Annotated in this window: 21 protein-coding genes; 13 read left to right on the plus strand and 8 right to left on the minus strand. The window is 67.9% G+C overall.

The window, feature by feature from the left end; all coding sequences use genetic code 11:
* Positions 1-13: 13 nt before the first annotated feature.
* On the minus strand, positions 14-577 hold the full coding sequence (purE, locus tag ACN9M4_RS05595) for a 5-(carboxyamino)imidazole ribonucleotide mutase (RefSeq protein WP_426302567.1): 564 nt from the start codon (positions 575-577) through the stop codon (positions 14-16).
* Positions 574-1,710, minus strand: a complete 1,137-nt coding sequence (locus tag ACN9M4_RS05600) for a 5-(carboxyamino)imidazole ribonucleotide synthase (RefSeq protein WP_426303402.1) — start codon at positions 1,708-1,710, stop codon at positions 574-576. The genes purE and ACN9M4_RS05600 overlap by 4 nt, the downstream gene beginning before the upstream one ends.
* 221 nt (positions 1,711-1,931) lie before the next feature.
* Here ACN9M4_RS05600 and ACN9M4_RS05605 point away from each other — a divergent pair, with 221 nt between their 5' ends.
* Positions 1,932-2,480: a GtrA family protein gene (locus tag ACN9M4_RS05605; RefSeq protein ID WP_426302568.1), complete on the plus strand. Its 549-nt coding sequence runs from the start codon at positions 1,932-1,934 to the stop codon at positions 2,478-2,480.
* Here the strand turns inward: ACN9M4_RS05605 and ACN9M4_RS05610 are convergent.
* Positions 2,467-3,228 carry a TIGR03089 family protein gene (locus tag ACN9M4_RS05610; protein ID WP_426302569.1) on the minus strand — a complete coding sequence of 254 codons (762 nt, stop codon included), beginning with the start codon at positions 3,226-3,228 and terminating at the stop codon, positions 2,467-2,469. The genes ACN9M4_RS05605 and ACN9M4_RS05610 overlap by 14 nt on opposite strands.
* A 369-nt stretch (positions 3,229-3,597) precedes the next feature.
* Here ACN9M4_RS05610 and ACN9M4_RS05615 point away from each other — a divergent pair, with 369 nt between their 5' ends.
* Genes ACN9M4_RS05615 through ACN9M4_RS05625 form a run of 3 tightly spaced genes read left to right on the plus strand, consistent with a single transcriptional unit; the run spans position 3,598 to position 9,210 of the window.
* Positions 3,598-4,152, plus strand: coding sequence for a WhiB family transcriptional regulator (locus ACN9M4_RS05615; RefSeq protein WP_426302570.1), 555 nt, complete (start codon positions 3,598-3,600; stop codon positions 4,150-4,152).
* 29 nt (positions 4,153-4,181) lie between these two features.
* The gene (locus tag ACN9M4_RS05620) at positions 4,182-7,553 is read left to right on the plus strand and encodes a glycosyltransferase family 2 protein (protein WP_426302571.1); all 3,372 of its coding nucleotides are present in this window, start codon (positions 4,182-4,184) and stop codon (positions 7,551-7,553) included.
* The gene (locus tag ACN9M4_RS05625) at positions 7,546-9,210 is read left to right on the plus strand and encodes a DUF5719 family protein (protein WP_426302572.1); all 1,665 of its coding nucleotides are present in this window, start codon (positions 7,546-7,548) and stop codon (positions 9,208-9,210) included. The genes ACN9M4_RS05620 and ACN9M4_RS05625 overlap by 8 nt, the downstream gene beginning before the upstream one ends.
* A gap of 45 nt (positions 9,211-9,255) precedes the next feature.
* Here the strand turns inward: ACN9M4_RS05625 and ACN9M4_RS05630 are convergent, their stop codons facing one another.
* Positions 9,256-9,762 carry a metallopeptidase family protein gene (locus ACN9M4_RS05630; RefSeq protein WP_426302573.1) on the minus strand — a complete coding sequence of 169 codons (507 nt, stop codon included), beginning with the start codon at positions 9,760-9,762 and terminating at the stop codon, positions 9,256-9,258.
* Positions 9,763-10,068: 306 nt separating this feature from the next.
* On the opposite strand from ACN9M4_RS05630, the gene ACN9M4_RS05635 reads away from it, so the two are divergent.
* From ACN9M4_RS05635 to ACN9M4_RS05650, 4 genes are all read left to right on the plus strand, one after another.
* A complete protein-coding gene (locus tag ACN9M4_RS05635; RefSeq protein ID WP_426302574.1) occupies positions 10,069-10,443 on the plus strand; it encodes a DUF3499 domain-containing protein in 375 nt (124 codons plus the stop codon).
* Between the two features lie 105 nt (positions 10,444-10,548).
* Positions 10,549-10,773, plus strand: coding sequence for a Trm112 family protein (locus ACN9M4_RS05640; RefSeq protein WP_426302575.1), 225 nt, complete (start codon positions 10,549-10,551; stop codon positions 10,771-10,773).
* Positions 10,774-10,821: 48 nt separating this feature from the next.
* Entirely contained in the window at positions 10,822-12,300 is a 1,479-nt protein-coding gene (gene ahcY / locus ACN9M4_RS05645) for an adenosylhomocysteinase (RefSeq protein WP_426302576.1), read from the plus strand.
* A gap of 169 nt (positions 12,301-12,469) precedes the next feature.
* Positions 12,470-13,702, plus strand: coding sequence for an Ig-like domain-containing protein (locus tag ACN9M4_RS05650; protein ID WP_426302577.1), 1,233 nt, complete (start codon positions 12,470-12,472; stop codon positions 13,700-13,702).
* Between the two features lie 54 nt (positions 13,703-13,756).
* On the opposite strand, the gene ACN9M4_RS05655 is transcribed toward ACN9M4_RS05650, so the two are convergent.
* A complete protein-coding gene (locus tag ACN9M4_RS05655; RefSeq protein WP_426302578.1) occupies positions 13,757-14,557 on the minus strand; it encodes an RDD family protein in 801 nt (266 codons plus the stop codon).
* Between the two features lie 76 nt (positions 14,558-14,633).
* On the opposite strand from ACN9M4_RS05655, the gene ACN9M4_RS05660 reads away from it, so the two are divergent.
* Both ACN9M4_RS05660 and ACN9M4_RS05665 read left to right on the plus strand, forming a co-directional pair.
* On the plus strand, positions 14,634-15,626 hold the full coding sequence (locus ACN9M4_RS05660; protein ID WP_426302579.1) for a stage II sporulation protein M: 993 nt from the start codon (positions 14,634-14,636) through the stop codon (positions 15,624-15,626).
* Between the two features lie 136 nt (positions 15,627-15,762).
* Positions 15,763-16,902 (plus strand): TIGR01906 family membrane protein, encoded by a 1,140-nt coding sequence (locus tag ACN9M4_RS05665; RefSeq protein WP_426302580.1) that lies wholly within the window; start codon positions 15,763-15,765, stop codon positions 16,900-16,902.
* A 116-nt stretch (positions 16,903-17,018) separates the two neighbouring features.
* Here the strand turns inward: ACN9M4_RS05665 and ACN9M4_RS05670 are convergent, their stop codons facing one another.
* Positions 17,019-18,665 carry a dolichyl-phosphate-mannose--protein mannosyltransferase gene (locus ACN9M4_RS05670; protein ID WP_426302581.1) on the minus strand — a complete coding sequence of 549 codons (1,647 nt, stop codon included), beginning with the start codon at positions 18,663-18,665 and terminating at the stop codon, positions 17,019-17,021.
* Between the two features lie 75 nt (positions 18,666-18,740).
* Here ACN9M4_RS05670 and ACN9M4_RS05675 point away from each other — a divergent pair, with 75 nt between their 5' ends.
* The 3 genes from ACN9M4_RS05675 (at position 18,741) to ACN9M4_RS05685 (ending at position 22,926) form a co-directional block, all read left to right on the plus strand.
* On the plus strand, positions 18,741-20,207 hold the full coding sequence (locus tag ACN9M4_RS05675) for a M16 family metallopeptidase (protein WP_426302582.1): 1,467 nt from the start codon (positions 18,741-18,743) through the stop codon (positions 20,205-20,207).
* 159 nt (positions 20,208-20,366) lie between these two features.
* Complete coding sequence (rsmI, locus tag ACN9M4_RS05680; RefSeq protein ID WP_426303403.1) at positions 20,367-21,230, plus strand: 16S rRNA (cytidine(1402)-2'-O)-methyltransferase; 864 nt, start codon at positions 20,367-20,369, stop codon at positions 21,228-21,230.
* Between the two features lie 214 nt (positions 21,231-21,444).
* A complete protein-coding gene (locus tag ACN9M4_RS05685; RefSeq protein WP_426302583.1) occupies positions 21,445-22,926 on the plus strand; it encodes an NAD-dependent succinate-semialdehyde dehydrogenase in 1,482 nt (493 codons plus the stop codon).
* A gap of 113 nt (positions 22,927-23,039) precedes the next feature.
* Here the strand turns inward: ACN9M4_RS05685 and ACN9M4_RS05690 are convergent, their stop codons facing one another.
* Together ACN9M4_RS05690 and ACN9M4_RS05695 are read right to left on the minus strand one after the other, a co-directional pair.
* Positions 23,040-25,478: a transglutaminase TgpA family protein gene (locus ACN9M4_RS05690; protein WP_426302584.1), complete on the minus strand. Its 2,439-nt coding sequence runs from the start codon at positions 25,476-25,478 to the stop codon at positions 23,040-23,042.
* 8 nt (positions 25,479-25,486) lie between these two features.
* On the minus strand, positions 25,487-26,920 hold the full coding sequence (locus tag ACN9M4_RS05695) for a DUF58 domain-containing protein (RefSeq protein ID WP_426302585.1): 1,434 nt from the start codon (positions 26,918-26,920) through the stop codon (positions 25,487-25,489).
* Positions 26,921-26,924 lie beyond the last annotated feature (4 nt).

The following is a 26,924-nucleotide window of genomic DNA, read 5'->3' on the forward strand; positions in this document are numbered from 1 at the left end:
GGCGAGGCCTCCCTTAGCGGCTGCTCCGGGCGGATACGTTGTCCTGGGAGAACACTTCTGCCACTTTGTCGCGCAGCTTGGCGCCCTTGGCCGAGGCCACGTTGTTCAGTTCCTGTGCAAATTCCAGGAGCTCGCCCTGCAGGCGGACGGCCAGTTCGTCGCTGCCGGAGGCCAGCATGCGCACGGCGAGCAGGCCGGCGTTGCGTGCGCCGCCGATCGACACAGTGGCCACGGGAACACCGGCAGGCATCTGCACAATGGAGAGCAGCGAGTCCATGCCGTCCAGGGTCTTCAGCGGCACCGGCACGCCGATGACCGGCAGGGGAGTGACGGAGGCGAGCATGCCCGGCAGGTGCGCGGCACCACCGGCGCCGGCGATGATCACGCGGATGCCGCGCTCATGGGCGGTCTGTCCGTAGCGGATCATTTCCGTGGGCATCCGGTGCGCGGAGACGACGTCGGCTTCGAAAGGGATGCCGAACTCGGCGAGGGCGTCCGCGGCTGCTTCCATGACGGGCCAATCGGAGTCCGAGCCCATCACGAGGCCTACGATCGGGGCGGCGTTCTGTGCACTCATGCGGTCTCCTCGGGGAATTCAGCCGGCACGCGGCCGTCGCAGATGATGCCGGCCACCACGGTTGCGCGGCGGCGGAGGTTGTCGATTTCGGTGACGGAATCGCCCACGATGTTGACGTGGCCGATCTTGCGCCCGGCGCGGACGGACTTGCCGTAGCAGTGCACCTTCGCGGCGGGCTCGTAGGCGAGTGCCTGCGGGTAGGCGCTGAACAGGTCCTCGTTGTCCCCGCCCAGGAAGTTCTTCATCACGGCTACCGAGCCCAGCACGTCGGTGGCGCCGAGCGGAAGGTCCAGGACAGCACGCAGGTGCTGTTCGAACTGGCTGGTCACGGAGCCGTCCTGGGTCCAGTGGCCCGTGTTGTGCGGGCGCATGGCCAGCTCGTTGATCAGGAAGCCGACGCCGACTCCCGGAGTCTCGAAGAGTTCGGCTGCCATGACGCCGGTGACGCCGAGTTCCTCGGCGATCCGCAGCGCGGCCTCCTCCGCGGCGGCGGCCACTTCCACCGGGATGTCCTGTGCGGGAGCGATGACTTCGTCACAGACGCCGTCCACCTGGATGGTGTGGGCAACGGGCCAGGCGCGGGATTCGCCGCCGGGGGTCCTGGCCACCAGGGCGGAGAGTTCGCGGCTGAAGTCCACCTTCGCTTCGGCCAGCAACGGGCTCATCGCTTCGAACCAGCCTGCGGTCTCCTCGGCCTCGGCGGGGGAGTGCACAATGCGTACGCCCTTGCCGTCGTACCCGCCGCGCGGGGTCTTCAGGACCACGGGCCAGCCGGTTTCGGTGCCGAAGTCCACGAGCTCGGCGACGGTGTGCACCGCCGCCCAAGCCGGGTTGGGCAGTCCGAGGCGGTCGATCGCCGCGCGCATCACCAGCTTGTCCTGGGCGTGGACCAAGGCGTCCGGGCCCGGCTGGACATTGACGCCTGCGTCGATGAGGGCACGCAGGTGCTCGCTCGGGACGTGCTCGTGGTCGAAGGTCATCACGTCCAGGCCCTTGGCGAACTCAAGGAGGGCGTCGAGGTCCTTGTAGTCGCCCACGGGTGCCGTGGCCACAGCGCGTGCCGCGGAGACGTCCTCGCCTTCAGCGAGAACGCGGAGCTCGAAACCGAGGGCAGTCGCTGCCGGGGCCATCATTCGTGCGAGCTGGCCGCCGCCAACAACGCCAATAACAGGAAAAGTCACAGGGTTCAGCCTACCGAACAGCGGGCCGGATAAGGGATTCCGTGCCGCCCGGGGACCCCTTTTGCCGGGCGGAAAGGGGCTGGCGGCAACTTTCCCTGCAGCTTGCGCCAAGGAAACGGCGCTAAAATGGTGCTTCGGCCCGTCGGCCCCAATTCACCAGGCCTTGGAGGGTCATGATCAACACACTTGCAGATCGCATTCGCGGCTTTGCCTCGCTCTTCTGGCGCGAGGTGGCCAAGTTCGGCGCTGTCGGCGGTGTGGCGTTCGTCATCGACAACGGGCTCACGTATTACCTGATGCACGGCCCGATGTCTGACAGCCCGTCCAAGGCCCGCTTTGTCGGCGCGCTCCTGGCCACCATCTTCTCCTGGGTCGCCAACCGCTTCTGGACCTTCAGGCACCGCCGGCAGGACAACGTGCTGCGGGAATTCGTGATGTTCGCCATCATCAACGGCATCGGCATCGGCATCTCCACTGGGTTCACGTTCATCGCGAACTACTGGCTGCACATCACGGAGAAGAACCTGTTGTTTGCCGCGGGTGTCTTCGGCATCCTGGTGGCCACCGTGGTCCGGTTCTTCGCCTACCGCTTCCTGGTGTTCAACCAGGAACTCGACGAAGAGCCGGAGTTCTCCCACGACCACGAGCTCATCGAACTCCACCCCAAGGCCAGGCCCGAGGCGGGACAGGCCAGCGACCCGGAATCCCTCAAGCGCCCCTGACGCGCTCGTTCTGCAGGAGGTGCTCGGTCACCTCAACGTCCGGGTGGACCAGCACGATCGAGCCGCCGCGGTCCCAGCAGCCGAGGGCCTCGGCCAGGGCGGCATCCAATCCGTCCGCGGCCCGCACCAGAATGCGGGCGGCCTCATCGTGCCCCGCTTCCGCCCCTTCGCCGTCTGCGGCCGGCCCCGCCGCGGCGAACTCGGTCAGCAGTTCGCCATGGCTGAAGCCCCGCCCGGGAAGGCGCAGCGCCGACAGGCCCGGCTCCGCTTCCGCGTATGGCATGAACACATCGCCGTGGGAGCGCACTTCCGCCGCGTAGTCCAGGACGCCGGGTGGCAGCGTTCCCGGCCAGCGCATCGCCAGCGCGGCAAGCGGTACGGCAACGACGGCGTCAAAACCCGCGCCGGCTCCGTCGCCGGCGGTGTCGGCGGACCCGGCGTCCTCCGGGCTGGAGGTGGCAAGCAGGTCTGCAGGGCCGCCGTCGAGTACGAGTTCCATGCCCAGCTGCCAGGCCGCCAGCGCCCACACGAGTGACTTCCAGTGGGCCGGCAACTCCAGGCGCAGCGAAATTCCCGGCCCGGCGTCGAGCTCGTCCTGGAGAAGGTTGGCCGTCTTGGCCACCCAGTTGTCCAGCACGCGGCCGGACAGTTCGATCCGTTCGGAATCGGGGCCGTACCAGGTGAGGCGGGGGGAGGTGGCGTGGCCGGAGCGGAGCGCAGTCATCAGGTTCATTGCCGGGATGCTCATGGCTAAATCTTCGCACGGGGCACACCGGCGCGCGCGGACGGATTTCTCTTCACAAATGCTGTGATTTGCGCCACTCAACTTCGGCTGCCCGGTTGCATGAAGCATTCCTTCATCCGCGGAAATTCAACGAACGTTCAGCTTAAGTGGAATGTGGCTTCCGTTTTCCCGGCATCGCCCGGATCGGGCGGAAAAATCCCGGGCGTGGCGCGGCGCACCAAGTCGGCGTGTGGTGATTATTATCCCGGCGCAGCTTGACGCCCCGGTAGTTACACGCGTGTAATTAGTAATCAATCGCCGCTGCGCAGTTATCGCGTACACAACCGAGTGCCGGACCATTCAGGCAGCGGCTGCAACATCAGGAGGGACGCCATGGGGCAAGCGTTGAGAATCCAGGAAGATGCAGCCGTCGCAGGAATTGCGTCGGTGAAATACCGGTCACGGGAGGTCCCGGGCGATTGGTACGTGGATCCTGCCGATCCTGCCGCGGCTGAGCGGTATCTCGAAGCAACCCGGGAGTCGCTCGAGGACCAGGCTACGGCTTTGCTGGCCGAACACGAAGCACAGGAGAACGAAGGCCTGCTTGGCGACGGTGATTCCGCCGACGGCCTCGACGATCCGCCCATGGAGCTCCACCGCCCGGCCGGCACACCCGGCCAGCCGCTGTGGGTCGGACTCCCCGGCCTGGCCGATTTCGACGACGAGGGCGAACTGGGATGGCAGGGCGACGCGCTCTGCGCCCAGACCGACCCCGAAGCGTTCTTCCCCGAAAAAGGCGGGTCGACCCGCGACGCGAAGAAGGTCTGCGGAGCGTGCAACGTCCGCGCGCAGTGCCTGGAATATGCGCTGGCCAACGATGAACGGTTTGGCATCTGGGGCGGTCTCTCCGAGCGGGAGCGCCGGCGGTTGAGGAAGCGAGCGGTCTGATTCTCGAAGCAGTACACGTTACTGCCGTTGTGGTCTCCCACAACGGTGCTAGCTATCTCCCCAGGACCCTGGCGGCTCTGCTGGAACAGACGCGTCCGGCAGATGCCGCCATTGGCGTTGATACAGGCTCGCGGGACAACTCGGCAAAGCAACTCGAGCGGGCACTGGGCAAGGCCAATGTCACCTCATCCGAACATCCGAAGGACGGCTTCGGCGGTGCCGTCAAGGCGGGCCTGGCGGCCCTGGCCCCGGCCAAGGGAACCGGCTCGGAGTGGATCTGGCTGCTCCATGACGACGCCGCCCCCGCACCGGACGCGCTTGCCGAGCTGTTGCACGCCGTCGAGCGCGCGCCTTCGGTCACAGTGGCCGGCTGCAAGCAGCTGGACTGGGATGCCGAGCGCAGGCTGATCGACGCCGGCCTGTCGACCAGCCGCTGGGCCGAACGGCTGACCCTCATCGACGCCGATGAACTCGACCAGGGCCAGTACGACGGCCGTACGGACACCTTCGCGGTCAACTCTGCCGGAATGCTGGTACGCCGGGATGTCTGGGAACAGCTGCAGGGCTTCGATCCTGCGCTGCCCGGCGTCGGCGACGACGTTGACCTCTGCTGGCGCAACTGGCTGGCCGGGAACCGTGTGGTGGTGGTGCCTTCGGCCAGGATGTTCCACGTGGACGGCCGCCCGGACGCCCTTTCCAACCCGGTGGCGGCCCGCAAGGCGCAGATCCACCTCCGGCTTAAGCACTGCCCGGCGTGGGCCGTGCCCGTGCACGCGGTCGGGGCGTTGCTCGGCAGCGTCCTGCGTTTTGTGTTGAGCATCCTGGTCAAGGAGCCTGGGCGCGGGCTGTCCCAACTGGGTGCCACGCTGGCGGCCCTCGTCCGGCCGGCTGCGCTGTTCCGGGGCCGCCGGACCGCCGCGCAGTCCCGCAAGGTCCGCCGTTCTGTGATCCGAGGCCTGCAGACATCGCGCCGGGAGGTCTGGGCACACCGGCGATCCCTGGTCGAGGCTGTGGGAGTCGATGAAGACGAGGACTTCCTTCCGGAGCGGCTGTCCTCGGATCTGCTGAACAGCGCGCCCACCGGCGACGCAGGCGATGACTTCGCCGCCCTTGCCACGAAAGATCGGGGCTGGATCGGCACCGGTGCCCTCACCGCCGTCTTCCTCGCCCTGGCGGCATCGGTAGCGGGCCTGCTGGGCCTGTTCGGCGCGTCCGCGGTCACCGGCGGCGGGCTGCTTCCGCTCTCCTCGGATCCCGCGGCGATCTGGCGAACCGCCTCGAGCTGGTGGATCGGCCTCGGTGCCGGGCTGCCCGGCCACGGCGATCCCTTCGGCTATGTGCTTTGGCTGCTTTCCCTGATCGGCGGCGGCGACGGAAACGCTGCGATGGCGTGGCTGCTGCTGCTGGCCATGCCGCTCTCCGCACTCGGCGCCTGGTTCGCCGCCGGTGCGCTGACCAGGCTACGCCGTTTCCGTTTCATCGCAGCCTTGTTGTGGGCCGCCGCCCCGGCGCTGCAGGTGGCCCTGAACCAAGGACGGGCAGGAGCGCTCCTGGCCCACGTCATGATGCCCTTGCTGGTCCTGGCCCTGCTTCGTGCCACCGGTTCCGCCCGCGGCCGGGGCGCGGCGGCCGGCAAGCACGCCCTGGCTTCCGCATCCAAGGGCCGGGGCGCGGCGGCACTTCCCACGAAAGCGGCCCCCGGCAAGCCCGGCAGCAACGGCACGCCCTCCTGGACGGCCGCTGCCGCCGCAGGCCTGGTGCTCGCCGTTGTGACCGCCTCAGCGCCGTCCCTGTTCCTCCCGCTCGCGCTCCTGATCGTCTTCTGCGGGATCTTCCTGGGACGCCGCGGCCGGACCATTTGGTGGGCCCTGCTTCCCGCTGTCGTGTTGTTCGTGCCGTACGGCATCTCCCTGCTGGACCGCCCCCGCGCCCTGCTGGCAGACCCCGGTGTGCCGCTCGGTTCCGACGCAGCCCCGCTCTGGCAGCAGCTGCTTGGCCAGCCATTGGAATTCGCGCCCGACGGCGGCCTGGCGAACCTTCCGCTGTTCGGCCCCTCCGGCGTGCCGTGGGCCCTGCTGCTTGCGCTGTTGCTCGGCGCTCCGCTGCTGATCCTGGCTGCGGCGGCGCTCTTCGTTCCAGGCCGGCGGACCCGGGTGACCCGCATGCTGTGGCTGGCGGCGATCGTGATGCTGGCCTGGTCGTGGGCGTCCGCACACGTTGCCACGGCACTCGTGGGCAATACGCTCGTCACCCCCTTCAGCGGTCCCGCCGTATCGGCGGCAGCCTGCGCCTTGCTGGGTGCGGCCATGATCGGCGCCGAGAACCTCCTCCGTTTCGCCGGCCGGTCCCGCACAGGCGCCGAAGCCAGCCCGCGCTCGGCGCGTGCCGCGGTGCTTCCCTGGTTCTCGGGACTGGTGACAGCGCTGTTGGTGGTTGGTCCGTTGCTCGGGATGAGCGTGTGGGCCACCCAGAACGCCTTGCCCGACGCGGACTCCGGCTACCCCCACGGAGCACTGGGTGCAGCGCCCTTGCTCACGCCCGCCGCCGAGCGCACCCTGCCAGCCACCGCCGTCGACCATGGCCAGGGGCCGGAGCGCAGCAACACGCTGGTCATCACGCCCGACGAACAGGGCGGGTACGGCTCGGCACTGATGCGCGGCGCCGGAACCACACTCGACTCGTTGTCCACCATCGCGGCGGCCAGGCAGATCAGCGGCCCTCCCGGAAGAGAGCAGCTCCGGGGTGACGATGACGCCACGGCCTCGATCCGGACCGCCGTCGCAACCATCGTGGCCGGCACCGGGGTCGACCCGCGGCCCGCACTGGAGCAGCTGGGGGCGGGCTTCGTGGTCCTGAAGGCCCCCGATGCCGCCGCGCAGCTGACCGCGAACAGGATCGACGCCGTACCCGGCCTGGTGGCCGTCGGCCAGACAGACGCCGGCTGGCTGTGGCGGATAACGCCGCTCAGCGACGCCGCAGCGAAAGACGCCGAGACCGCGCACCGCGCCCGGATCATCGACCCCAAGGGTGCCGTCACGGCCCTGCTGCCGTCTTCGGGCAACAACGTGGACGGGGCCGTTCCGGACGGTGCTGTTGGCCGCAAGCTCGTACTCGCCGAACGTTTCGATCCGGGGTGGAGTGCATGGCTGGACGGGCATCGCCTGACTGCCACCACGTCCGGCTGGGCACAGTCCTTCACCCTGCCCGCACGCGGCGGTGACCTCGAAGTCCGCTATGTCAGTCCATGGGAGCCCTGGCTCGGTGCCCTACAGGTGTTGGTGATCGGCCTGACTGCCCTCCTGGCCATCCCGATGCCAGCCCGGCGCCCAAGGCCCACCCGGACCATTCAGGACCGGGGCCGGGAAGAACAGCCCCTCCCCAAGGAGCGCAGCAGTGTCTAAGGACAACACCCAAGCCCCAAGGACCGCCCCGAAGGCGGCCTCGAAGGCTGGCAAAAAGAAGGCCGGCAAGAAGAAGTCCGGCAAGAAGCCGCAAGGCCGCGGCATCGTCACCGGATTGCTTTCGGCCGGCGTCCTGCTTGCCGGGGGAGCAGGGGTGGTCTTCGCCGCGGGGGTCCTTCCCGGACCGGCCGGAAGCCGGACGCTCGAGGCCAAACTCTCGGACGTTCCCGCCGGCCGCAGCACCATGGTGTGTCCCGGCCCCGCGGTGCTGCCCGAAGGGACAGCCGCCGGCACCGACGCCCAATTCAGCCCTGTTTCGCGGACGGCGAAGAACAGCCTGAACGCCCTGGTACTCAGCGACGCCTCAGGGACCCTGCCCGGAAGCAGGGTGGCGGCCCTGGACGGAAGTGCGGCCAGGACCGTCTCCGAGGCACCGAAGGGAACCCCGGCGCCGGCCCCCGGACCGCCGGCGCTCAAAGCCGCAACGGTTGCGCAGTCCGCTCCCAAGATCACCGTGCTCGACGCCGAACCCACCGGCAACCAGCAGGCCGCCATGGCCGCCGTCGGAAGCTACTCCGCCGCGGACGGCGACCTGCGCGGCCTCGCCGTGGCCCAATGCCAGCAGCCCTCGAACGATTTCTGGCTCCTTGGCGCCGACACCACCCTGGGACGGACCGCGCTGCTGCACCTCAGCAACGCCTCCGGGACGCCGGCCACGGTCAACCTTGAACTCCTCGGCGCGAAGGGGCGGATCCAGTCACCCGGAAGCCGCGGGCTCCTGGTTCCGCCGCACAGCAGCCGCATCATCAATCTGGCCGGCCTCGCCGCCGATGAGAAGCACCTCTCCCTCCACGTGCGCAGCAGCGGCGGTCCAGTCGCCGCAACCGTCCAGCAGAGCGTACTGCGCGGGCTCGTCTCCGGCGGAGTGGAACAGCTCGCACCGGGCGCCGGCCCTGCGGACGCCCAGGTCATGACCGGCGTCGTCGTCCAGGATCCCAAGACCATCAAGGCGCTCAGCAGCAAGGGCGGCTTCTCCGACGCGGTTCCTGCTCTTGAAATCACCGTCCCCGGTGCGGCCGACGCCGTCGTGGACGTCAGGCTCTTCGGACCAAACGGGCAACAGACACTGCCCGGCGGGGGAGCGGTCACCGCCAAGGCGGGCTCGGTCACCGAACTCCGCCTGGACGGCGTGCCCGCAGGAACCTACACGGTGAGCGCCACCTCGGACGTGCCCTTCGCCGCGGCCGCCCGGCTGCTCGGGAACCCGCGCGAATCCGCGCCCATGGACTTCGCCTGGTCACCGGCTGCCGTCCGCCTCGGCAGCCAGCACGTTGTGGCCGTGCCGCAGGACGGGCTCCGCTTCCTCAGTTTCGGCGTACCCGACGGCAGGGCAACCGTGAGCTACACCCCGGTGACGGCGGACGGCAAGCTCGGCAAGACCGAATCGGTGGACATCGCGGGGGGAACGACGACGGTCATCGGCGTTCCGGACAGCGCCAAGGGGCCCGCGGTGATTGGCTATGTCGTGGCCGCCTCGGGCGACCCGGCTTACGGTGCCGTGCTGCTCGGCGAGGAGGACGGACCCGGGATCTCGACGGTAGCCATCCAGCAGGGTGCGCTGGGGCACGAGAAAGTCGCGGTCACGCTGGGGTACTGAAGTCCGGCGTATTGAATTCCGGCGTGCCGGGACCCGCCGGCCGCGTTACTGGTAACGGCGGCGGTACACCGGATCCAGGGATTCCGGCGGAACCCCCAGGTACTCTGCGGTGTATTCCACGACGACGTCATGGATGAGATCCTGCAGTTCCTCCCGGCCGCCCGCGGTGTGTTCCACCACACGGCGGTACACGGTGATGAGCGGACCTTCGGTGCGGGTGCCCCTGCTGCAGGCGCCCAATGGAGCGGCTCCGCCTTCGGCCACAAGTTGCTCCAGGTTGGGCGGGATCTCCTCCACGGCGAAAGCCACACCGCTGAGTTGCTGGCCCCACATGTCCTGGAGCCGTTCGGCCGAGTCCAGGACCAGATCGTCGAAGCGTTCCGCCCTGCTGCGGTAGCCCGGAAGGGTGGGAAGCATGACTTCGCCGCGTTGGCCCCGGCCGTGACGGTTCCGCCGGCGCTGCCTGAAGCTGCGCACCGGAGCGCCGGATGGGTTTCCGCCGGCTTCGCCCAGGCTGATCGTGAAGCCCGGACTTTGGTGCTGTGACTGCATAACTAGACTTTAGTCCCCATCGGCTCCCAAATCTCGCTGCGCTCGATTCGGGGCCCTCGCCGATGTGGGCCCACCCATCGTTCCGAAATCTCGCTGCGCTCGATTCGGGGCCCTCGCCGATGTGGGCCCACCCATCGTTCCGAAATCTCGCTGCGCTCGATTCGGGGCCCTCGCCGATGTGGGCCCACCCATCGTTCCGAAATCTCGCTGCGTGAGGATTGAGAGGGCGCGCGGCCAGCGCGACATAATGCGCGCGCAGGGGCCAATGCGCCGTGTGCCGCCCTGCACCCGCTAATCTGGGATGTTGTGGGTGCTATTCGCCAATGTTCCAGGTCAGCCTGCCGCCAGTCCGCGGTGGCCACTCTGACGTACGTTTACGCCGAGTCCACGGCCGTGCTGGGGCCGCTGGCGATGTACGCCGAACCCCACTCCTACGATCTGTGCACCCAGCACGCCGGCTCCCTGACGGTCCCGCGCGGCTGGGAAGTGCTCCGTCTCGCGATGCCTTCCACCCCGCCCGAACCGGGTCCGGACGACCTGCTGGCCCTGGCGAACGCAGTGCGCGAAGCCGCGGCGGCTCCCGAGGTTTCCGAACAGCGGACCGGACGTCCCGCCGTCGAACCTCCGGTGGTCGAGGGCACCCGCCGCGGACACCTGCGCATCCTGCGCGAGCCTTCCTGAGGCGTAAAGTCAATCGTCCCCGCAGTTGCCGGGCTGTACGCTGGAAGCTGCACATCCGGTCCGCCACCGGCACCATGAGACGGTGCCATCCAGGGAGCTACAGCCATGCCAAAGGTCAGTCCTGAACTGTTGTCCATTCTGCGTTGCCCGGTCACCGGTTCACCGCTGGTCCAGGAAGGCGAAGAGCTGGTAGCGGTCGAAGCGGACTCCACGGGCAACAAGCCCCGCTACAGCATCCAGGACGGCATCCCGCTGCTGCTCCCGCCGGAACTGCTGGCCGCGGCGGACTCTGCCGCCTCAGACCAGCACGACGCTCCCCGCAAAGCCTGACCGCACGCATCTGTTCCAGCCGTTAACCGGTTCTATCTAAGGACATCCATGACTTTCGACTTCAAGGTTGCCGACCTTTCCCTGGCCGAGGCAGGCCGCCACCAGATCCGCCTCGCCGAACATGAAATGCCGGGCCTGATGTCCCTGCGCGCCGAATTCGGCCCGAGCCAGCCGCTCAAGGGCGCCCGGATCGCAGGATCTCTCCACATGACCGTGCAGACCGCCGTGCTTATCGAGACCCTGACCGCCCTGGGCGCGGAAATCCGCTGGGCCTCCTGCAACATCTTCTCCACCCAGGACGAAGCCGCTGCCGCCGTCGTCGTCGGCAAGGGCACCCCTGAGGACCCGCAGGGTGTGCCGGTCTTCGCCTGGAAGGGCGAAACCCTCGATGAGTACTGGTGGACCGCCGAGCAGATCCTCACCTGGCCCGGTGCCGACAGCAACCCGGAGCTGGGCCCCAACATGATCCTCGACGACGGCGGTGACGCCACGCTGCTGCTGCACAAGGGCGTCGAGTTCGAAGCCGCCGGCGCCGTGCCGGAAGCCACCGACGACGATCCGGAAGAATATGCGCTGATCCTCGGCGTGCTCCGTGCCTCCCTCGCCCGGGACCCGCAGAAATGGACCCGCATCGCCGCCGGCATCCGCGGCGTCAGCGAAGAGACCACCACCGGCGTGCACCGCCTCTACCAGCTCGCCGAACAGGGCAAGCTGCTGTTCCCGGCGATCAACGTCAACGACTCCGTCACCAAGAGCAAGTTCGACAACAAGTACGGCATCCGCCACTCGCTGCCGGACGGCATCAACCGCGCCACCGACGTGCTGATCGGCGGCAAGGTCGCCGTCGTCTGCGGCTACGGCGACGTCGGAAAGGGTGCGGCGGAAGCGCTCCGCGGCCAGGGCGCCCGGGTGATCGTCACCGAAATCGACCCCATCTGCGCGCTGCAGGCCGCCATGGACGGCTACCAGGTGGCGCGCCTCGAAACCGTGCTGGAACAGGGTGACATCTTCATCACCACCACGGGCAACAAGGACGTCATCATGGCCGAGGACATGGTGCGCATGAAGAACAAGGCGATCGTGGGCAACATCGGCCACTTCGACAACGAGATCGACATGGCCGGCCTGGCCAAGGTCGACGGGGTCAAGAAGGTGGAGATCAAGCCCCAGGTCCACGAGTGGGTCTTCGACGCCGGCACCGCCGCCGAACGCTCCATCATCGTGCTCTCCGAAGGCCGCCTCCTGAACCTGGGCAACGCCACGGGCCACCCCTCCTTCGTGATGAGCAATTCCTTCGCCAACCAGACCATCGCCCAGATCGAGCTGTGGACCAAGCGGGACCAGCCTGAAGGCGAACGCGAATACGAAAACCAGGTCTACGTGCTGCCGAAGATCCTCGACGAGAAGGTGGCCCGGCTGCACCTGGACGCGCTGGGCGTCGAACTCACCGAACTCAGCAAGGAACAGGCCGAATACCTGGATCTGGACGTGGCCGGTCCGTACAAGCCGGAGCACTACCGCTACTGATGTCCGGGGGAACCCGGTAGAACGGGCCCTGCCCTAGCGCGGTGCGGCGCGGGTTGTGTCATGCAACCCGCGCCGCGCTGTTTGCCGCCCCGGCGCGGCTAGAATTGTCTGGTTACTTTGACAAGCCCGTTTCGATGCCGGGCTGCATTTGGGGATGTGGAGACGGAACATGGGGAACAGGGCAAAACGCCGCACCGGGAAGATCCTGGCCATTGCCGGGATCTGTGCCGCGGTCGCAGCAGGCGGAATCGGCGTCGCGACGGCGCCTTCGTGGCTGGACCGTGCCCCCGAATCGGAAGCGGGCTCCCCGCAGCGCAGCGAAGTCGGGCTCGCCTCCGCCGTCGTCAAGGCCGTGGAACTGGGTGTCACGCCCCTGGACGGCGCACGTGAGGTAAACCCGGCCGTCGGGCCGACCGTGAAGGCCGTCAACGGCACCGTCAAGGACGTCGTCCTGGCCCCGGCGGCCGGCGGCACACCGGTGAAGGGCAACGTCAGTGCGGACGGCAGCACGTGGAGCACCCTGGAACCGCTGAAGTTCAATACCAAGTACAGCTACTCCTTCACCGTGGTGGACGGCGCCGGCCGGGAAACCAAGAAGACCCAGGAATTCACCACGGTCTCCACGCCCAACGAAGCCGACGCCTCGGTGTATCCGCTGAACGGTTCGATCATGGGCTCCGGCCAGCCGATCGAAATCAACTTCAGCGAGCCGGTACTGAACAAAGCCGCGATGGAGAAGACCGTGAAGATTACGGTCTCCTCCAAGCAGAAGGTGGCCTGGCGCTGGTACTCCGACCAGAAGGTCCGCATCCGCCCGGAGAAGTTCTGGGCATCGGGCACCAAGGTCACCGTGGACCTTGCGCTCTTCGGCAAGGAGTTCGGCAATGGCATGATCGGTAATTCCAACGTCAAGGTCTCCTACACCACCGGGCCGCAGCGGGTTGCGGTGGTCGACGACCTGACCAAGATCATGAACGTGTACATTGACGGCAAACTGGCCCACACCGCTCCGGTGACTCTCGGGGGTCCTGACTGGCTGTCTCCCACCGGTTACGCCGTAATCATGGAACAGCAGCGCTATTCGAAGTTCAACGCCGGCAGCATCGGCCTCAAGCCCGGCGACAAGGGCTACTACCCGCCGCTGACCGTGGAACGGGCCAACCGCTTGACCAACTCCGGGGTGTATGTGCACCAGGCGCTCCCGTCCGCATATGCATACGTGGGTTCGGTGAATGTGTCGCACGGCTGCGTGGGGCTGCTCCCGGCGGATGCAGCCTGGTTCTTCGACAACATGCGCACCGGCGATCTGGTCCAGGTGCTGAACACCGGGGCGCCAGCTGTGGAGCCGCTGGAAGGCTTTGGCGACTGGAACATTCCCTGGGCCTCCTACGCCCACCGCTAAGCCGCTACCGCCTACGCCCACCGTTGAGCCGGCACCGTCAGGGGCCGCCTTGCTTCAGTCGCTGAACGGGGTCCGGGCCAGCCGTTCGCCTATGGTCCGGCTGCGTTCCTCGGCGCGCGCGAGCCTTTTCAATTCCCGGTTCCGGCGCTCGCCCAGCACCGCCCACAGATAGTCTTCCGGGAGCGTTCCCGGCGGAGGCGGGGGAGCCACGTGCGCTGACAGTTCCGACGCGAGGGAAACGGCCATATTGATGCGCGACGCCGGAGCCATCCTGGGTGCCTGCTGCACGAACTGGTTGGCCCGCCGGGCTGCCGCGTCGGGGATCCGGGCGATGTCGGCGAGGGCCACCCATCCCTGCAGATAAGGCGGCGCGAAGGCGAAGACCTTCACTTCCTGCTGCACGCGCTGGCGGAGCGCGTAGGTTCCAGCCACGATGTCGCCGAGCCTCTTCGACTTGTCGTTGAAGAGGGCGACCCCCACGGCCAGGCCGCCGAAGGTCAGGAAGATTTCGAGGAAGCCGATCAGCCCCCGGATCACCGCGTGCCGGAAGCGGATGGACCCGCCGTCGTCGCGGACGATCCGCAGCCCGACGGCGAGCTTGCCCACGGAGCGGCCGCGGCTCAGGGTCTCGACAGCGACCGGGACGATCACCAGGCACAACACGGCGCTGGAGAGCAACATCGCGCGCCCGGCTGCTTCGTCCAGGTCCGGGACCAGGCTGCCAATGAGAAGCATCACGCACATCAGGAGCACGAAATACACCAGCAGGTCCAGTATCAGCCCGAGCGCGCGGGCCGCGAACGATGCCGGCCTGAGTTCAAGGACTACTGCTTCGCCGGTAATGATGGAACTCACGGATGCCCCCAACTGTGATTGCTTGTCCTCAGAGTTTAGGCCCCCGTCAGAGGCGGCCGGGGGTTAGGGTAGTGCCGTGGATATCGACGCCTTTTCCGCGGTGCACTCAGCCAAATGGGCGCGCCTTCACGATCTGGCGCACCAGCGGCGCCTCAGCGGCGACGAAGCCGATGAACTCCTGAAGCTGTACCAGGCGGCGTCCTCGCATCTGTCGCTCATCCGCTCGGTGGCGCCGGAAGGGGCGTTGTCGGCATCCTTGTCCGCGGCGCTGGCCCAGGCACGGACCCGCTTTACCGGGGCCCGTTCGAACTTCATGGAGGACCTGGCCGGGTTCTTTGTGGTGTCCCTGCCGGCTGCGTTCTACCGCCTCCGGTGGATGACCCTGTGGTGCGGGGTTTTCTTCTGCCTTGTCGGTGCCGCATATGCCTTGTGGATCGGGACGTCCCCCGAGGCACTTCGTTCGCTCGGGAGCAACGCGCAGCTGAAGCAGTACGTGGACGAGAAGTTCATCGACTACTACTCGGAAAACCCCGCAGCCTCCTTCGCCGGCGCGGTGTGGACCAACAACGCCTGGATCGGGGCGCAGGCCGTCGCCTTGGGAATCACGGGGTTCTGGGTGCCCATGATGCTTGTGGCCAACGCCCAGGGAGTGGGCATCGCCGCCGGGGTCTTCGCCGCCACGGGCAAGCTGGACGTGTTCTTCAGCTACATCCTGCCGCACGGACTCATGGAGCTCACCGCGGTCTTCATCGCCTCCGCTGCCGGTCTGAAGATTTTCTGGGCCATGGTGTCACCCGGCCCGCGGCGGCGCATGCAGGCCGTGGCCGATGAAGGCCGCTCCTTGATCACCGTTGCCCTCGGGCTGGTGCTCGTGCTGTTCGTCTCCGGGCTGGTTGAAGCCTTCGTGACGCCCAGCCCTTTGCCAGTCTGGGCAAAACTCCTGATCGGTGCACTGGTCCTCGCCGCTTACTGGGGGTACACCCTGGTGCTGGGCGGAAGGGCATTCCGCGCCGGCTCGACCGGCGACCTCGACAGCAAGGACGCCGGATACCGGGCGATCGCCGCCTGACGCGCGCGGGGGATTCCGGCGCTTGCCGGGGTGGCTCATCGCTCCGGTACCGAGGCTGACGGTAGGCTCGAATACAGAGAATATTGCCGGTGACCTGTTTTACGCCGGCATGCGAACCCTACGGAAGTGACGCGACGTGAGTGACAAAACCCCGAACCCCAGTGAGCCGGACGTGGAATTCGACGACGGCGAGCCGGCTTTCGAGTGGATGAAGCCGGCCGCCGCCAAGGCAGCGCCTGAGAAGGTGCCGTCCGCTTCGCCCGCTGATTCCGCGGAACCCGCCAAACCCGCGGCTGCGGCCAAGTCCGGTGCCGCCAAGTCGGATGCAGCCAGGCCGGCAAAGCAGCCTGAGAGCCGCGCCGACCGCAAAGCCGCCGAGGCTGCCGGAGCCACGCCGGAACCGTCACTTTTCGCCGAGCCCCTTCCGACGTCGGCCCTCCAGGTCCGGCCGCCGGAAGCGGAAGTTGCGCGCCGGAACGCCGAACGCGAACTTGCCGCCAACGCCAAGCCGGTGACGCCCCGCATCTTCCAGGTGCTCCTGGCAGTGTTTTATCCGGTGGTGCTGCTGGTCCTGGCCATCAGGGCCGTGACCAGCCCGCTCTTCCTCTGGGTGGAGTACAACCGTCCGGGATTCCCGGGCGACGGATACGGCTTCAGCACCGATGACCGGATGAGCTACGGCTCCTATGCCGTGGACTACCTCAGCAACTGGGCAGGGCCGCGGTATCTCGGCGACCTGCTCCACGAAGACGGCACGAAACTGTTCAAGGACAGCGAAGTCGCGCACATGGCTGACGTGAAGCTTGTCATGCTTTCGGCGTTCGGGGCTGCCGCGCTGATGGTAGTCATCGGCATTATCGGAATGCTGTACCTCCGCAAGCGAAGCACGGGCGGCATCCGCCGTGGCCTCTTTGCCGGGTCCATCGCAACACTGGTGGTCATCCTGGCACTGGGCACCCTCGGGGTCCTCGGCTGGCAGCAGTTCTTCACCGAATTCCACAGGATCTTCTTCGCCAACGGGACGTGGACCTTCTCCCTTGACGACACCCTGATCCGCCTGTTCCCGGGACAGTTCTGGATGGACGCCGGCATCGCCATCGCCGGGCTGGTCTTCCTGGCGGCCCTGTTGACGCTGATCCTCACCTGGCCCACGCGGCGGCGCCGCGGCCTGCCGCCGCGGAAGGGGCCGGCAAGCGAAACGGGTACGGAAGGGGAAGACGCCGACGACGCCGAGGCAAACGGGGGCGACGCGGTCGCCGGCGGGGCCAAAGCCTAGCGAAACCCGCTAAAGCGGTCCCGTCAACCGGGACGGGCAAAGCAGGAGTGATCCTGCAGATCCGGTGGCTTCGGAGCAACTGAAGCCACCGGATCTGCGGGATCAATTGCTTAACGCTAGATCCAGGACGGCATCCACATGCGCATCCGCCATTCCTGGTAGCTGATGGTTTCGGCCGTCCAGACCGGGTAGAAGTACGCGGAAACCAGCACGGCAAGGACCACTACCAGCGCCACGAGGTAGAGGCCGGACAGCCTCCGCCATTGCGGGGCGCCCGGTCTGCCCAGGATCCGGCCCAGCCCGTATGCCAGGGCGAGGATGAGGAATGGCTCGAAGGACAGGGCGTAGAAGAAGAACATGGTCCGCTCGGGGTACATGAACCACGGCAAGTAGCCTGCGGCGACTCCGGCGAGAATGGCGCCCGCCCGCCAGTCGCGGCGCCCGGCCCACCAGAACAACAGCACTGCCAGGGCGACCGTCGCACCCCACCAGATCACGGGATTGCCCACGGAAAGGACCGCGGTGGTGCATGTGGGGAGTTCGCAGCCTGCGCTACCCAGTTTGGGGGACTCGTAGAAGAAGGACGTGGGCCGGCCCATCACCAACCAGCTCCACGGGCTCGATTCGTACGGATGGTCCGCGCCAAGGCCTTGATGGAACTTGTACGCCTCCAAGTGGTAGTGCGCCAGGGAGCGGAGCGGCGCCGGAATCCAGTCCCAAGCCGAGGCCGGTTGCTTCTCCGCCCAGCCGCGGAAGTAGGCGTCCTTGGAGAGGAACCAACCAGTCCAGGTGGCGAGGTACACGGCCGCCGCCACCGGGATCATGCTGAAGAATGCCGGGACGCCGTCCTTCAGGACCGCGGCGCTGGCCCAGCTGCGGATCCCGGCGATCCGGCGCGCGTTCATGTCCCAGAGGACCGTCAGCAGGCCGAACACGGCTGCGAAGGCCAGCGCCGACCATTTCACGCCCACCGCCAGGCCGAGGCAGACGCCGGCCACGAGCCGCCACCACCGCATGCCAAGGAAGGGTCCGGCCACCAGGGCGGTCGCCGCCGGCGGGCCGTCCCGGTAGGCCGCGGCGAGGCGCGCTGCCAGCCGGCGCCGCCCGTCGTCGCGGTCCATCAGCAGGGCGCCGAACGCCGCGAGGATCCAGAACATCAGGAAGATGTCGAGGATCGCCGTGCGGGACATGACCAGATGGTGGCCGTCGATGGCGAGCAGCAGGCCGGCCACCCCGCCCAGCACGTGCGAACGGAAAAGCTTCAGCGCGATAAGCGAGACCAGGAAGACGGACAGGGTTCCCGTCAGGGCCGCGGCAAAGCGCCAGCCGAAAGGGTTGTCCGGGCCGAAGAGACCCATGCCCCAGGCGATCATCCATTTACCGACGGGCGGATGCACCACGTACTCGGGGGTGTCCAGCGGCAGGACCGGGTGCCCGGCCTTGAAGGAGTCGTTGGCCTTTTGCGGCCAGTTCCGCTCGTAGCCACTCAGCAGGTAGGAGTAGGCGTCCTTGACGTAATAGGTTTCGTCGAACACCAGGCTGTGCGGGTTGTCCAGCCGGACGAAACGCAGGATTCCGGCGATCACCGCGGTGATGGTGGGAATCAGCCAGAACCACAGACGCAACGACGGCGGATAGTCCCGCCAGCTTTGGATCCCGCCGATCAGCCTGGCCCGGAGAGCGGCGGCCGTGAACGCTCCGGCCGGCCGCACCAGCCAACTTGGGGAGGCAGGGCGCACGGAGGTCTCGGTCACCTGCCCCATGCTACCGCCGCCGGCTGTGGGCGCAGCGCGTGTGCCCGGCGTGGAAGCCGGGCGCTTTCTGGGAGACTGTCCGTCATGACGCAGAAGGTACAGACAGGTATCCATAACGGCATCCCGACGTATTCGCTCGACGGGGAAGGGCCGTGCCTCGGCACGCTGCATTTCGGCGTCGGAATGCGTGATGAGCCTGCAGCCCTGGCCGGCATCACCCATCTTGTGGAGCATCTGCTGCTCCGCTCCATCCGGCCGATGACGGTGCTGCATGGCGCCGCTACGGACACGGATTCGGTGGAGTTCTGGGCAAGGGGAGAGCCGGCCGACGTCGGGGAGTTCCTGAACACCATCGCGGACGCAGTTCTAGGGTTCCCCGGGGTGTCCGATGAGGACATCGCCCTGGAGAAGGCCATCATCGAGGCGGAGGACCCGAACAAGTTCCGTGCCGTCTCGAGCGGTCTGATGTGCAACCGCTTCGGAACTACCGACCTCGGAGCCGCCCATTTCGGGGTACCGGCGACACAGAGCCTGACCAGGCCCGAGCTGCTTGCATGGGCCGGACAGTGGCTCGTTGCGGACAACGCAGCCTTGACATTCTCCGGCCGGATCCCCGGCTCTTTGGAGGTCCGGTTGCCGTCGGGCAGGGTCCCGGAGCGAACGGTGGCCGCCCCGCTCGTCACCGAACCGACGCTGATCGTTTCCACGAAGGACGGCGTGGCGCTGTCTTTGCTTGTCCCCGCTGTGGATGCCGCTCTGCTAGCCGAAGCGCTTCGCTACGAGTTGCACCGTCGGCTCGGCCACGACCGTGGACTGATCTACTGGGCTGTCGACTTCCAGACGACGGTGGATGAGGACAATACTCAACTTGACCTCATCCTCGATCCGACGTCGTCGAACATCATCGCGGCCTTCGACTCGGGCGTTGCTGCACTGCGCGAAGTGGCACGGGACGGATTCAGTGAGGAAGCCTTGGCCTGCGCGCGGAAAGCCCGGATCGCTGGCTTGGAGTACGGACGTTCCGTCCCGGATTGGCACCTTGACCAGTTGGCCGTGGACGGGCTGCGTGGACGGAGCACGCCCACCGTGGAAGCCGCCGTCCAGCACCTGGAGTCTTTGACGGCGAAGGGGCTCACGGCATCTCTCGTAGGGAGCATGGAAAGCCTCATGGTCGCCGTCGCCGGGTTTGCGAAGCCCCGCAGGAAGCACGCCGCAGCTCACGGGTTGGCCTTTGACCGCTCCCGGATCTGGCAGGACACGGAAACTGCCGAATCCAACGGGCACAGAACCTGGCGGACCAAGGGATCCGAGGACACCCTCTGGCTCAGCCCGGATCGCGTACTGAAGCGGAGCGGCAACAAGACCAAAGCGATCGCACTGGCGGACGTCGCACTGGTAGGGGACCGCAGCTGTGGCTGTGTCTGCCTGATCGACCTCCGCGGCCGGAGCACGGAGGTCGACGTCTCCGAGTGGAAGAGGAGTAAGAAATTGCGCAGGGCCCTGCTGGGGGCGTTCCCTGCGGAGATTGTCCGCGCCTTCCCTGCGGATTAGCCACGGTTCCCGCGCAGTCGAGGTTCCCGGGCATGCGGAGCGATTTCCTGGGTAGCGTTGGGGGCTAGGCTTGGTCAGGTGAGTGAAGAAGCGCAGCCCCAGGCCGACGTCGTCGATTCCGACCCGGAGACCCCACAGGAAACCGCAGCGGAAGACGCCCTGAGCCGCGATCTCCTGCCCGTCATTCCGGGTGGCGGCAGGATCGTGCTCGCGGCCACGCCGATCGGCAACGTCGGTGACGCCTCAAGCCGCCTGGTGGAACTCCTCCAGACCGCACACGTCATCGCCGCCGAGGACACCCGCCGGCTTCACCGGCTGGTGCACGCCTTGGGCATCGAGGTCTCGGGCCGTGTCATCAGCTACCACGAGCACAATGAGGCCACCAAGACCGCAGACCTCCTGGAACAGGTCCAGGCGGGCAAGACCATCCTGATGGTGAGCGACGCCGGCATGCCCGCCGTCTCCGACCCCGGCTTCCGGCTGGTCGAGGCAGCCGTGGCAGCGGGACTGTTCGTCACCGCCGTGCCCGGTCCGTCCGCGGTGCTGACGGCCCTCGCCCTCTCCGGCCTGCCCACCGACCGCTTCTGCTTCGAAGGCTTCCTGCCGCGCAAGGCGGGGGAGCGCAGCTCCCGCTTGGCGGAGCTCGACGCCGAACGCCGCACCATGGTGTTCTTTGAAGCCCCGCACCGGCTCGAAGCCATGCTCCGGGCGCTCCATGACCGCTTCGGCGGGGAGCGCAGGGTCGCCGTGTGCCGCGAACTGACCAAGACCTATGAGGAAGTCCTCCGTGGCACCGTCCATGAACTGCTGGAGTGGGCGGAAAACAGCGAGGTCCGCGGTGAAATCGCCGTAGTGGTGGACGGCGCACCCGAGCAGGCGCCCGGCACTCCGGAGGACCACGTGGCCGCCGTCAACGAGCTGGTGGCGCAGGGAATCCGGCTGAAGGAGGCAGTTGCCGCCGTCGCCGAGGAGGCCCGCGTCAGCAAGCGGGAACTGTACTCTGCCGTGCTCGCGGCGCGTTAGGGGCAGTGCTCGCGGCGCGGTAGGGACTGTGCCCGCACGGCCCCGGAACCGGCTGTGCAAGTGCACAGAGACCGGTGCCGGGAGCAGTGCGCGAAGGCGTAGACACTCTTTTGATTCCAGCAGTACCGTGGCTGTTAATCCCGCAATACTGCGACCCACGTAACACCATGGGTTGGTGCATTTCTACAATCCACCACCTGACGAAGGAGTCACTGTGACTGTCACCGCCGATCGCGAAGCCGAGCTGCTCGCCAAGGTTCCCACCGGTCTGTTCATCAACGGTGAGTGGCGCGCCGCCTCCACCGGCCAGACCTTCGATGTCGAGGACCCGGCCACCGGCAAAGTCCTCCTGAGCATCGCCGACGGCACCAGCGAGGACGCCCTCGCCGCCCTCGATGCCGCCGACGCCGCGCAGGCCGGCTGGGCCCGCACCGCGCCGCGCGAGCGCGCCGAGATCCTCCGCCGCGCCTTTGAACTCGTCACCGAACGCGCCGAGGACTTCGCCCTCCTTATGACCCTCGAAATGGGCAAGCCGCTGGCCGAGGCCCGTGGCGAGGTCACCTACGGGGCCGAGTTCCTCCGCTGGTTCTCCGAAGAAACCGTGCGCGACTACGGCCGCTACCTCACCACCCCCGAGGGCAAGAACAAGATCCTTGTCCAGCGCAAGCCGGTGGGCCCCTGCCTCCTGATCACCCCGTGGAACTTCCCGCTCGCCATGGCCACCCGCAAGGTCGCTCCGGCCATCGCCGCCGGGTGCACCATGGTGATCAAGCCCGCCAAGTTCACCCCGCTGACCACCCAACTGTTCGTGGCAACCCTGGCCGAAGCAGGCGTGCCCGCCGGTGTCGTCAACGTGGTGTCCTCCTCCAGCGCCTCTTCCATCTCCGGCCCGATCATGAAGGACTCCCGCCTCCGCAAGGTCTCCTTCACCGGTTCCACCCCCGTGGGCAAGCGCCTGATCGCCGACGCCGCCAACAACGTCCTGCGCACCTCCATGGAACTGGGCGGCAACGCACCGTTCATCGTCTTCGAGGATGCCGACCTGGACAAGGCCGTCGAAGGCGCCATGGCCGCCAAGATGCGCAACATGGGCGAGGCCTGCACCGCTGCCAACCGCTTCCTGGTCCACGAGTCCGTGGCCGCGGAATTCACCGCAAAGTTCGCTGCCGCCATGGGTGCCCTGACCACGGGCCGCGGAACCGAAGACACGTCCAAGGTGGGTCCGCTGATCGACTCCGGTGCCCGCGACGACGTCCACGCATTGGTCACCGCTGCCGTGGCCCAGGGTGCCACTGTCGCCACCGGCGGCGGTCCGGTCGAGGGCGACGGCTACTTCTACGCGCCAACGGTCCTCGCAAACGTTCCGAACGACGCCGACATCCTCGGCTCCGAGATCTTCGGACCGGTGGCCCCCGTGACCACCTTCGCCACCGAAGAGCAGGCCATCAAGCTGGCCAACGCGAGCGAGTACGGCCTGGCGTCCTACCTCTACACCCGCGACTACGCCCGCATGTTCCGCGTGGCCGAGCAGATCGAGTTCGGCATGGTCGGCTTCAACGCCGGTGTCATCTCGAACGCCGCGGCACCGTTCGGCGGCGTGAAGCAGTCCGGCCTGGGCCGTGAAGGCGGCGCCGAGGGCATCGCCGAGTACACCACCACCCAGTACATCGGCATCGCCGACCCGTACGCCGGCTAGCAGCAGCCTCCACACAACAACAGGCGAGGGCCCGGTTCCGGAACAATCCGGAGCCGGGCCCTTTCCGTTCGCGCGGTCCCGCCGTTCAGTTGCCGCGCCTCAGTTGCCGCGCCTCAGTTGCCGCGCCGCAGCCGCCGGACGGCCTTCCGGCAGGCGCTCCAGGCCCGGCTGCCCGCGTGCACGGCACTGCGGCCGATCCAGCGGAACGGGGCGGAAACCGTCCGGAACCAGCGGGACAACAACGACGGCGGGAACCAGTCGGCGCGCAAGCGCACCAGCCATGACCCTCCGCGTCGCAGCATTGCCCGGACCTCGGCCAGCCGCTCGGCAGTGAGCCGGGACCCGGCGCCGGGGGTGCCGCCGTCCGAGGGGCGACCGTAACGGTGCCGTTCGAAATCGCCGGTGAGGGCACGCACTGCCCGCATGCCGGCGTCGTCGGCGTGTGCGGAAGGAAGGGACTCCTGCAGCCCGGCGGCAAAATGCCGGGGCGTTTGGCTGGCCTGCGGGACATGGCCGTAGTCGCGGGCCAGGTCCTGCAGCTCTTCCCAGGCCAGTGCGGGCGATACGGCGGCAGCCGCCTGGGCTGCCGGGCGGAATTCCCTAAGGCGGCGGGCCCGGATGCCAGCCCGGAGCAGGCGCGGCGAGGCCAGCAATGCCGCCGCAAGCAGCACGCCCGCCAGGACAAAGACAGCCTGCGGGATTCCGGCCCCGGCCCCTGTACCGGCGCCCGGCAGCGGAGCGGGCGGAAGGGCGCTGCTGTTGGGCTGGGGTGTCTGGTTCGGGATCGGGATGGCATCCTCGTCCAGGTTGCTGCCGCTGCCGCCCGGGATCACGGCGTCGGCAGCATAGTCCGGAACGGAACCCCGGGAAGGTGTCGGCTCGAACGGCACCCAGCCAAGCCCCTCGAAATAGAGCTCCGGCCAGGCGTGCGCGTCCCGGGCATCCACCGCGAATTCTGTCAGCGGCTCGCGGTCGCCTACGGCGATGGAGTTCCCGGTGGGATGCCCTGGCGCGTAACCGACTGCGATCCTGCTGGGGATGCCCGAAACCCTGGCCATGACGGCCATCGCGGAGGCAAAGTGCACGCAGTAGCCGCTCTTTTGCTGGAGGAAATCGGCCAGCACGGACAGGCCGTTGCCGTCGTAGCCGCCCTGGACCGGGGCCTGCAGGGAGTACGTGAACTCGGCCGACCGCAGGTACCTCTGGATGGCCAGGGCCTTGGCGAAGTTGTTCCGGATGCCCGCGGTTAGCGTGCCGGCGGTGGTCCGGACGATCTCCGGAAGGTTGCCCGGGACCTGGGTGAATTCGCCCGGAAGCTCGCCGGGGCCCGGGGAGGCTGTTCCCGCCCGGCTCAGGGCTCCAGCCGTGATCTGCGGGAAAACCGAGACGACCGTGTAATGCTGGTTCCGTGAGGTGGAGTCCTCGCCCCGAATGCTCAGGGTCAGCGGATCCCAGGACCAGCGGCCGTTGAGCCCATTGACCGCAGCCGGCGTGTACGGGACCGGCAGATACGGGCTGGTGAACTGGCCGGTGTCGATGACGGTCTGTTCACGGACGAGGTCTTCCGGGAGCCGGTATCCGGGAACAATCTGCCCGGTGCCGAGCCGGCGGCTGGAGGCCCTGTCATCGGGCGCCCAGCTTTCGCCTTCGAAGCGGTCGATCGTGACCGAACGCAGGTAGACCGGTGAACTTGAGCTCGTTGCGTAGGTGATCCGGCCGTCCCCGGTGGGGGTGCGCAGGCTGTTGCCGAGGGTGATCATCGGATTCAAGCCGTTCGACGGCCCCCAGGGGTTCAAGCGGGACCCGACGGGGAACGTGCCCTGGTCGAAACCCGGGACGGCCAAAGGAAGGACCAGGCCCACGGCGAGTGCGGCCCCGCCGAGCACCACGGAGCGCCGGAACTGGCCTTGCCCCAGGCCGGCGCCGGACTGGAGCCGGTCGTCCGGGGCGAAGCGTTGGGCGCAGCCAAGGATCAGGATGAAGCCGGCCGCTGCCACCGCGAAACCGGCCAGCCCCGCACCCTGGGGTTTGATCGTGGCCGGGACCACGAGCACCGCGAGCAGGCCAAGGCCCGAGGTGGCAGGCATCGCCAGCGGAACGGCGAGGGTATCGACCAGGATCACCACGAGGCCCAGGCAGAGGCAGCTCAGCAGCACGATTCCGGTGTTCGGGGCCACAGGCGCTGTCTCGGCATAGACCGTTTCGCCGGCCCGGTCGAACAGGACGAAGGCCTGCTTCACGCTTGCGGGGCCGGGGATGAAGCCGGCGATGCTCTCCTTCCTGAGGAAAGTGCTGCACAGGATGAACGTGAGGGCTGCGAGGCCGCCCAGGGTCACGAGTGCTGCCGGCGCCCGGAACGCCCGCAGCAGCGCCATCGCGAGGACCACGACGACGACGGTGACGACGACCGGGACCAGCCACGCCCAGCCCCTGAGGACCCCGTTGAGGGACAGGGAGACGCCGATGACCGCGGTGGCGATGGCACCGGCCACGGCCCAGGGATAGGCACCGCCGCGCTGTCCGCTCACCGCGGCACTCATCGCGGCACTCATCGCGGCACTCATCGCGGCACCGCCGCTCCGCGCCGGACGTCCATCGCCGCAGTCGCCGCCGCGATGATTTCCCCCTGGTCGAACGCTGACCAGGCCGCGGCCAGTTGCGTCCGTGGATTGACGGCGAGGGCTCGCCAGCCGCCCAGCCGGAGCGCATCCACGGCAGGCTGGACGCTGCGCGGATGCTCGGTAACCAGCAACGCGAAGGCGTTGGCGCCGTAACCGGCGGCCGGTGCGAGGGCCCTCGCTTCGGCCTCGCCCAGCGAACCGAGCAGGGCAAGCACCGGGCCGCGGAGGCGGTGTGCCGCGAGCTTGTCCATGAGGCGGTCATCGAACGGTGCCTCGCCGCCGTCGGGACTTCCGCTTTCGCCGTTCCGGGTGTCGCCCCGCTTGACCTCGCCGTGCAGGTGGCGCGGGCCGTCCAGTTGGATGGCGGCCAGGCTTTCGCTGATGGACTGCAGCCCGCTGGAGCCGCTGTACTCCTCGGTGTCGGGGAACGGGGCCGAATGGGAGCCGCGGAATGCCGGGTTGCCGGATGCGTCCAGGAACCGCAGCGAGTAGTTGCGTTCGGCGAGGTGCGCGCTGATGGACATCGCCGCGGTCACGGCCCATTCGAAGCTGTCGCTGCTGAGCAGTTCGAAGGAGTCATCGTGGCCTGCCGGGAAACGGGACCCCGGCCCGGTGGCGAAGGAGGAGTAGCGGTGATCCATGATGATGGTGGCCTCGGGGGTGGTAACCGATTCCTCCTGCCGGACCATCAGCTCGCCGTGGTGCGCCGTTGCTGCCCAGTGGACCCGGCGCATCGGGTCGCCATGCCGGTATTCACGGGTCATGACGTCGTCGTCGCTCGGATTGGCCCTGATCCGCGTGGCTGTGACGCCGTCGTTGCCGCGCGCGCCGGCGAGCCCGGTCGCGGGGAGTTCGACGGCGGCCGGCGTCACCGTGAGCAGCTCGCCGTCGTCGATGGTGTGCCGGTGCAGGGACAAGCCGAAGGGATCACAGAACTCGGCGGTCACCGGGCCGATCTTGAACTGGCCGCGCCTGCCCGAGCGCAGGTGGTATTCGTAGCGGCTGGTGCCGCCGCTCGCGGAGCGGGCGGGGAAGCGGAACGCCGGGGGTTCGCCGAAGCGCGGCGGCAACTGCTCCTGCATGATCACCGGCGTGTTCGAACTGCCGGTGCGCGCCACCGCCAGGCGGACGGTCGCTGTCGAGGAGGTCTCCACCGTGGGGGGCGTGAAATCCCTGAACACCTGGAACCGCGGCTTGAGCACACGCACTCCGGCCAGCGAAACAAGCGGCAGCACGATGAGCAGGATGCCCAGCGCCAGCAGGTCGCGGCGGCCCATGATCTGGGCGAGCAGCAGGGAAGCCGTGCCGGCGGCCAGCAGGCCCCAGCCCCGGGTGGTGAACAGGTGCTTCGGGAGCAACTCCAGCACGGCCACGGGA

Origin of the sequence: Arthrobacter sp. R-11 (assembly GCF_049913155.1) — a bacterium.
GTDB lineage: Bacteria > Actinomycetota > Actinomycetes > Actinomycetales > Micrococcaceae > Arthrobacter.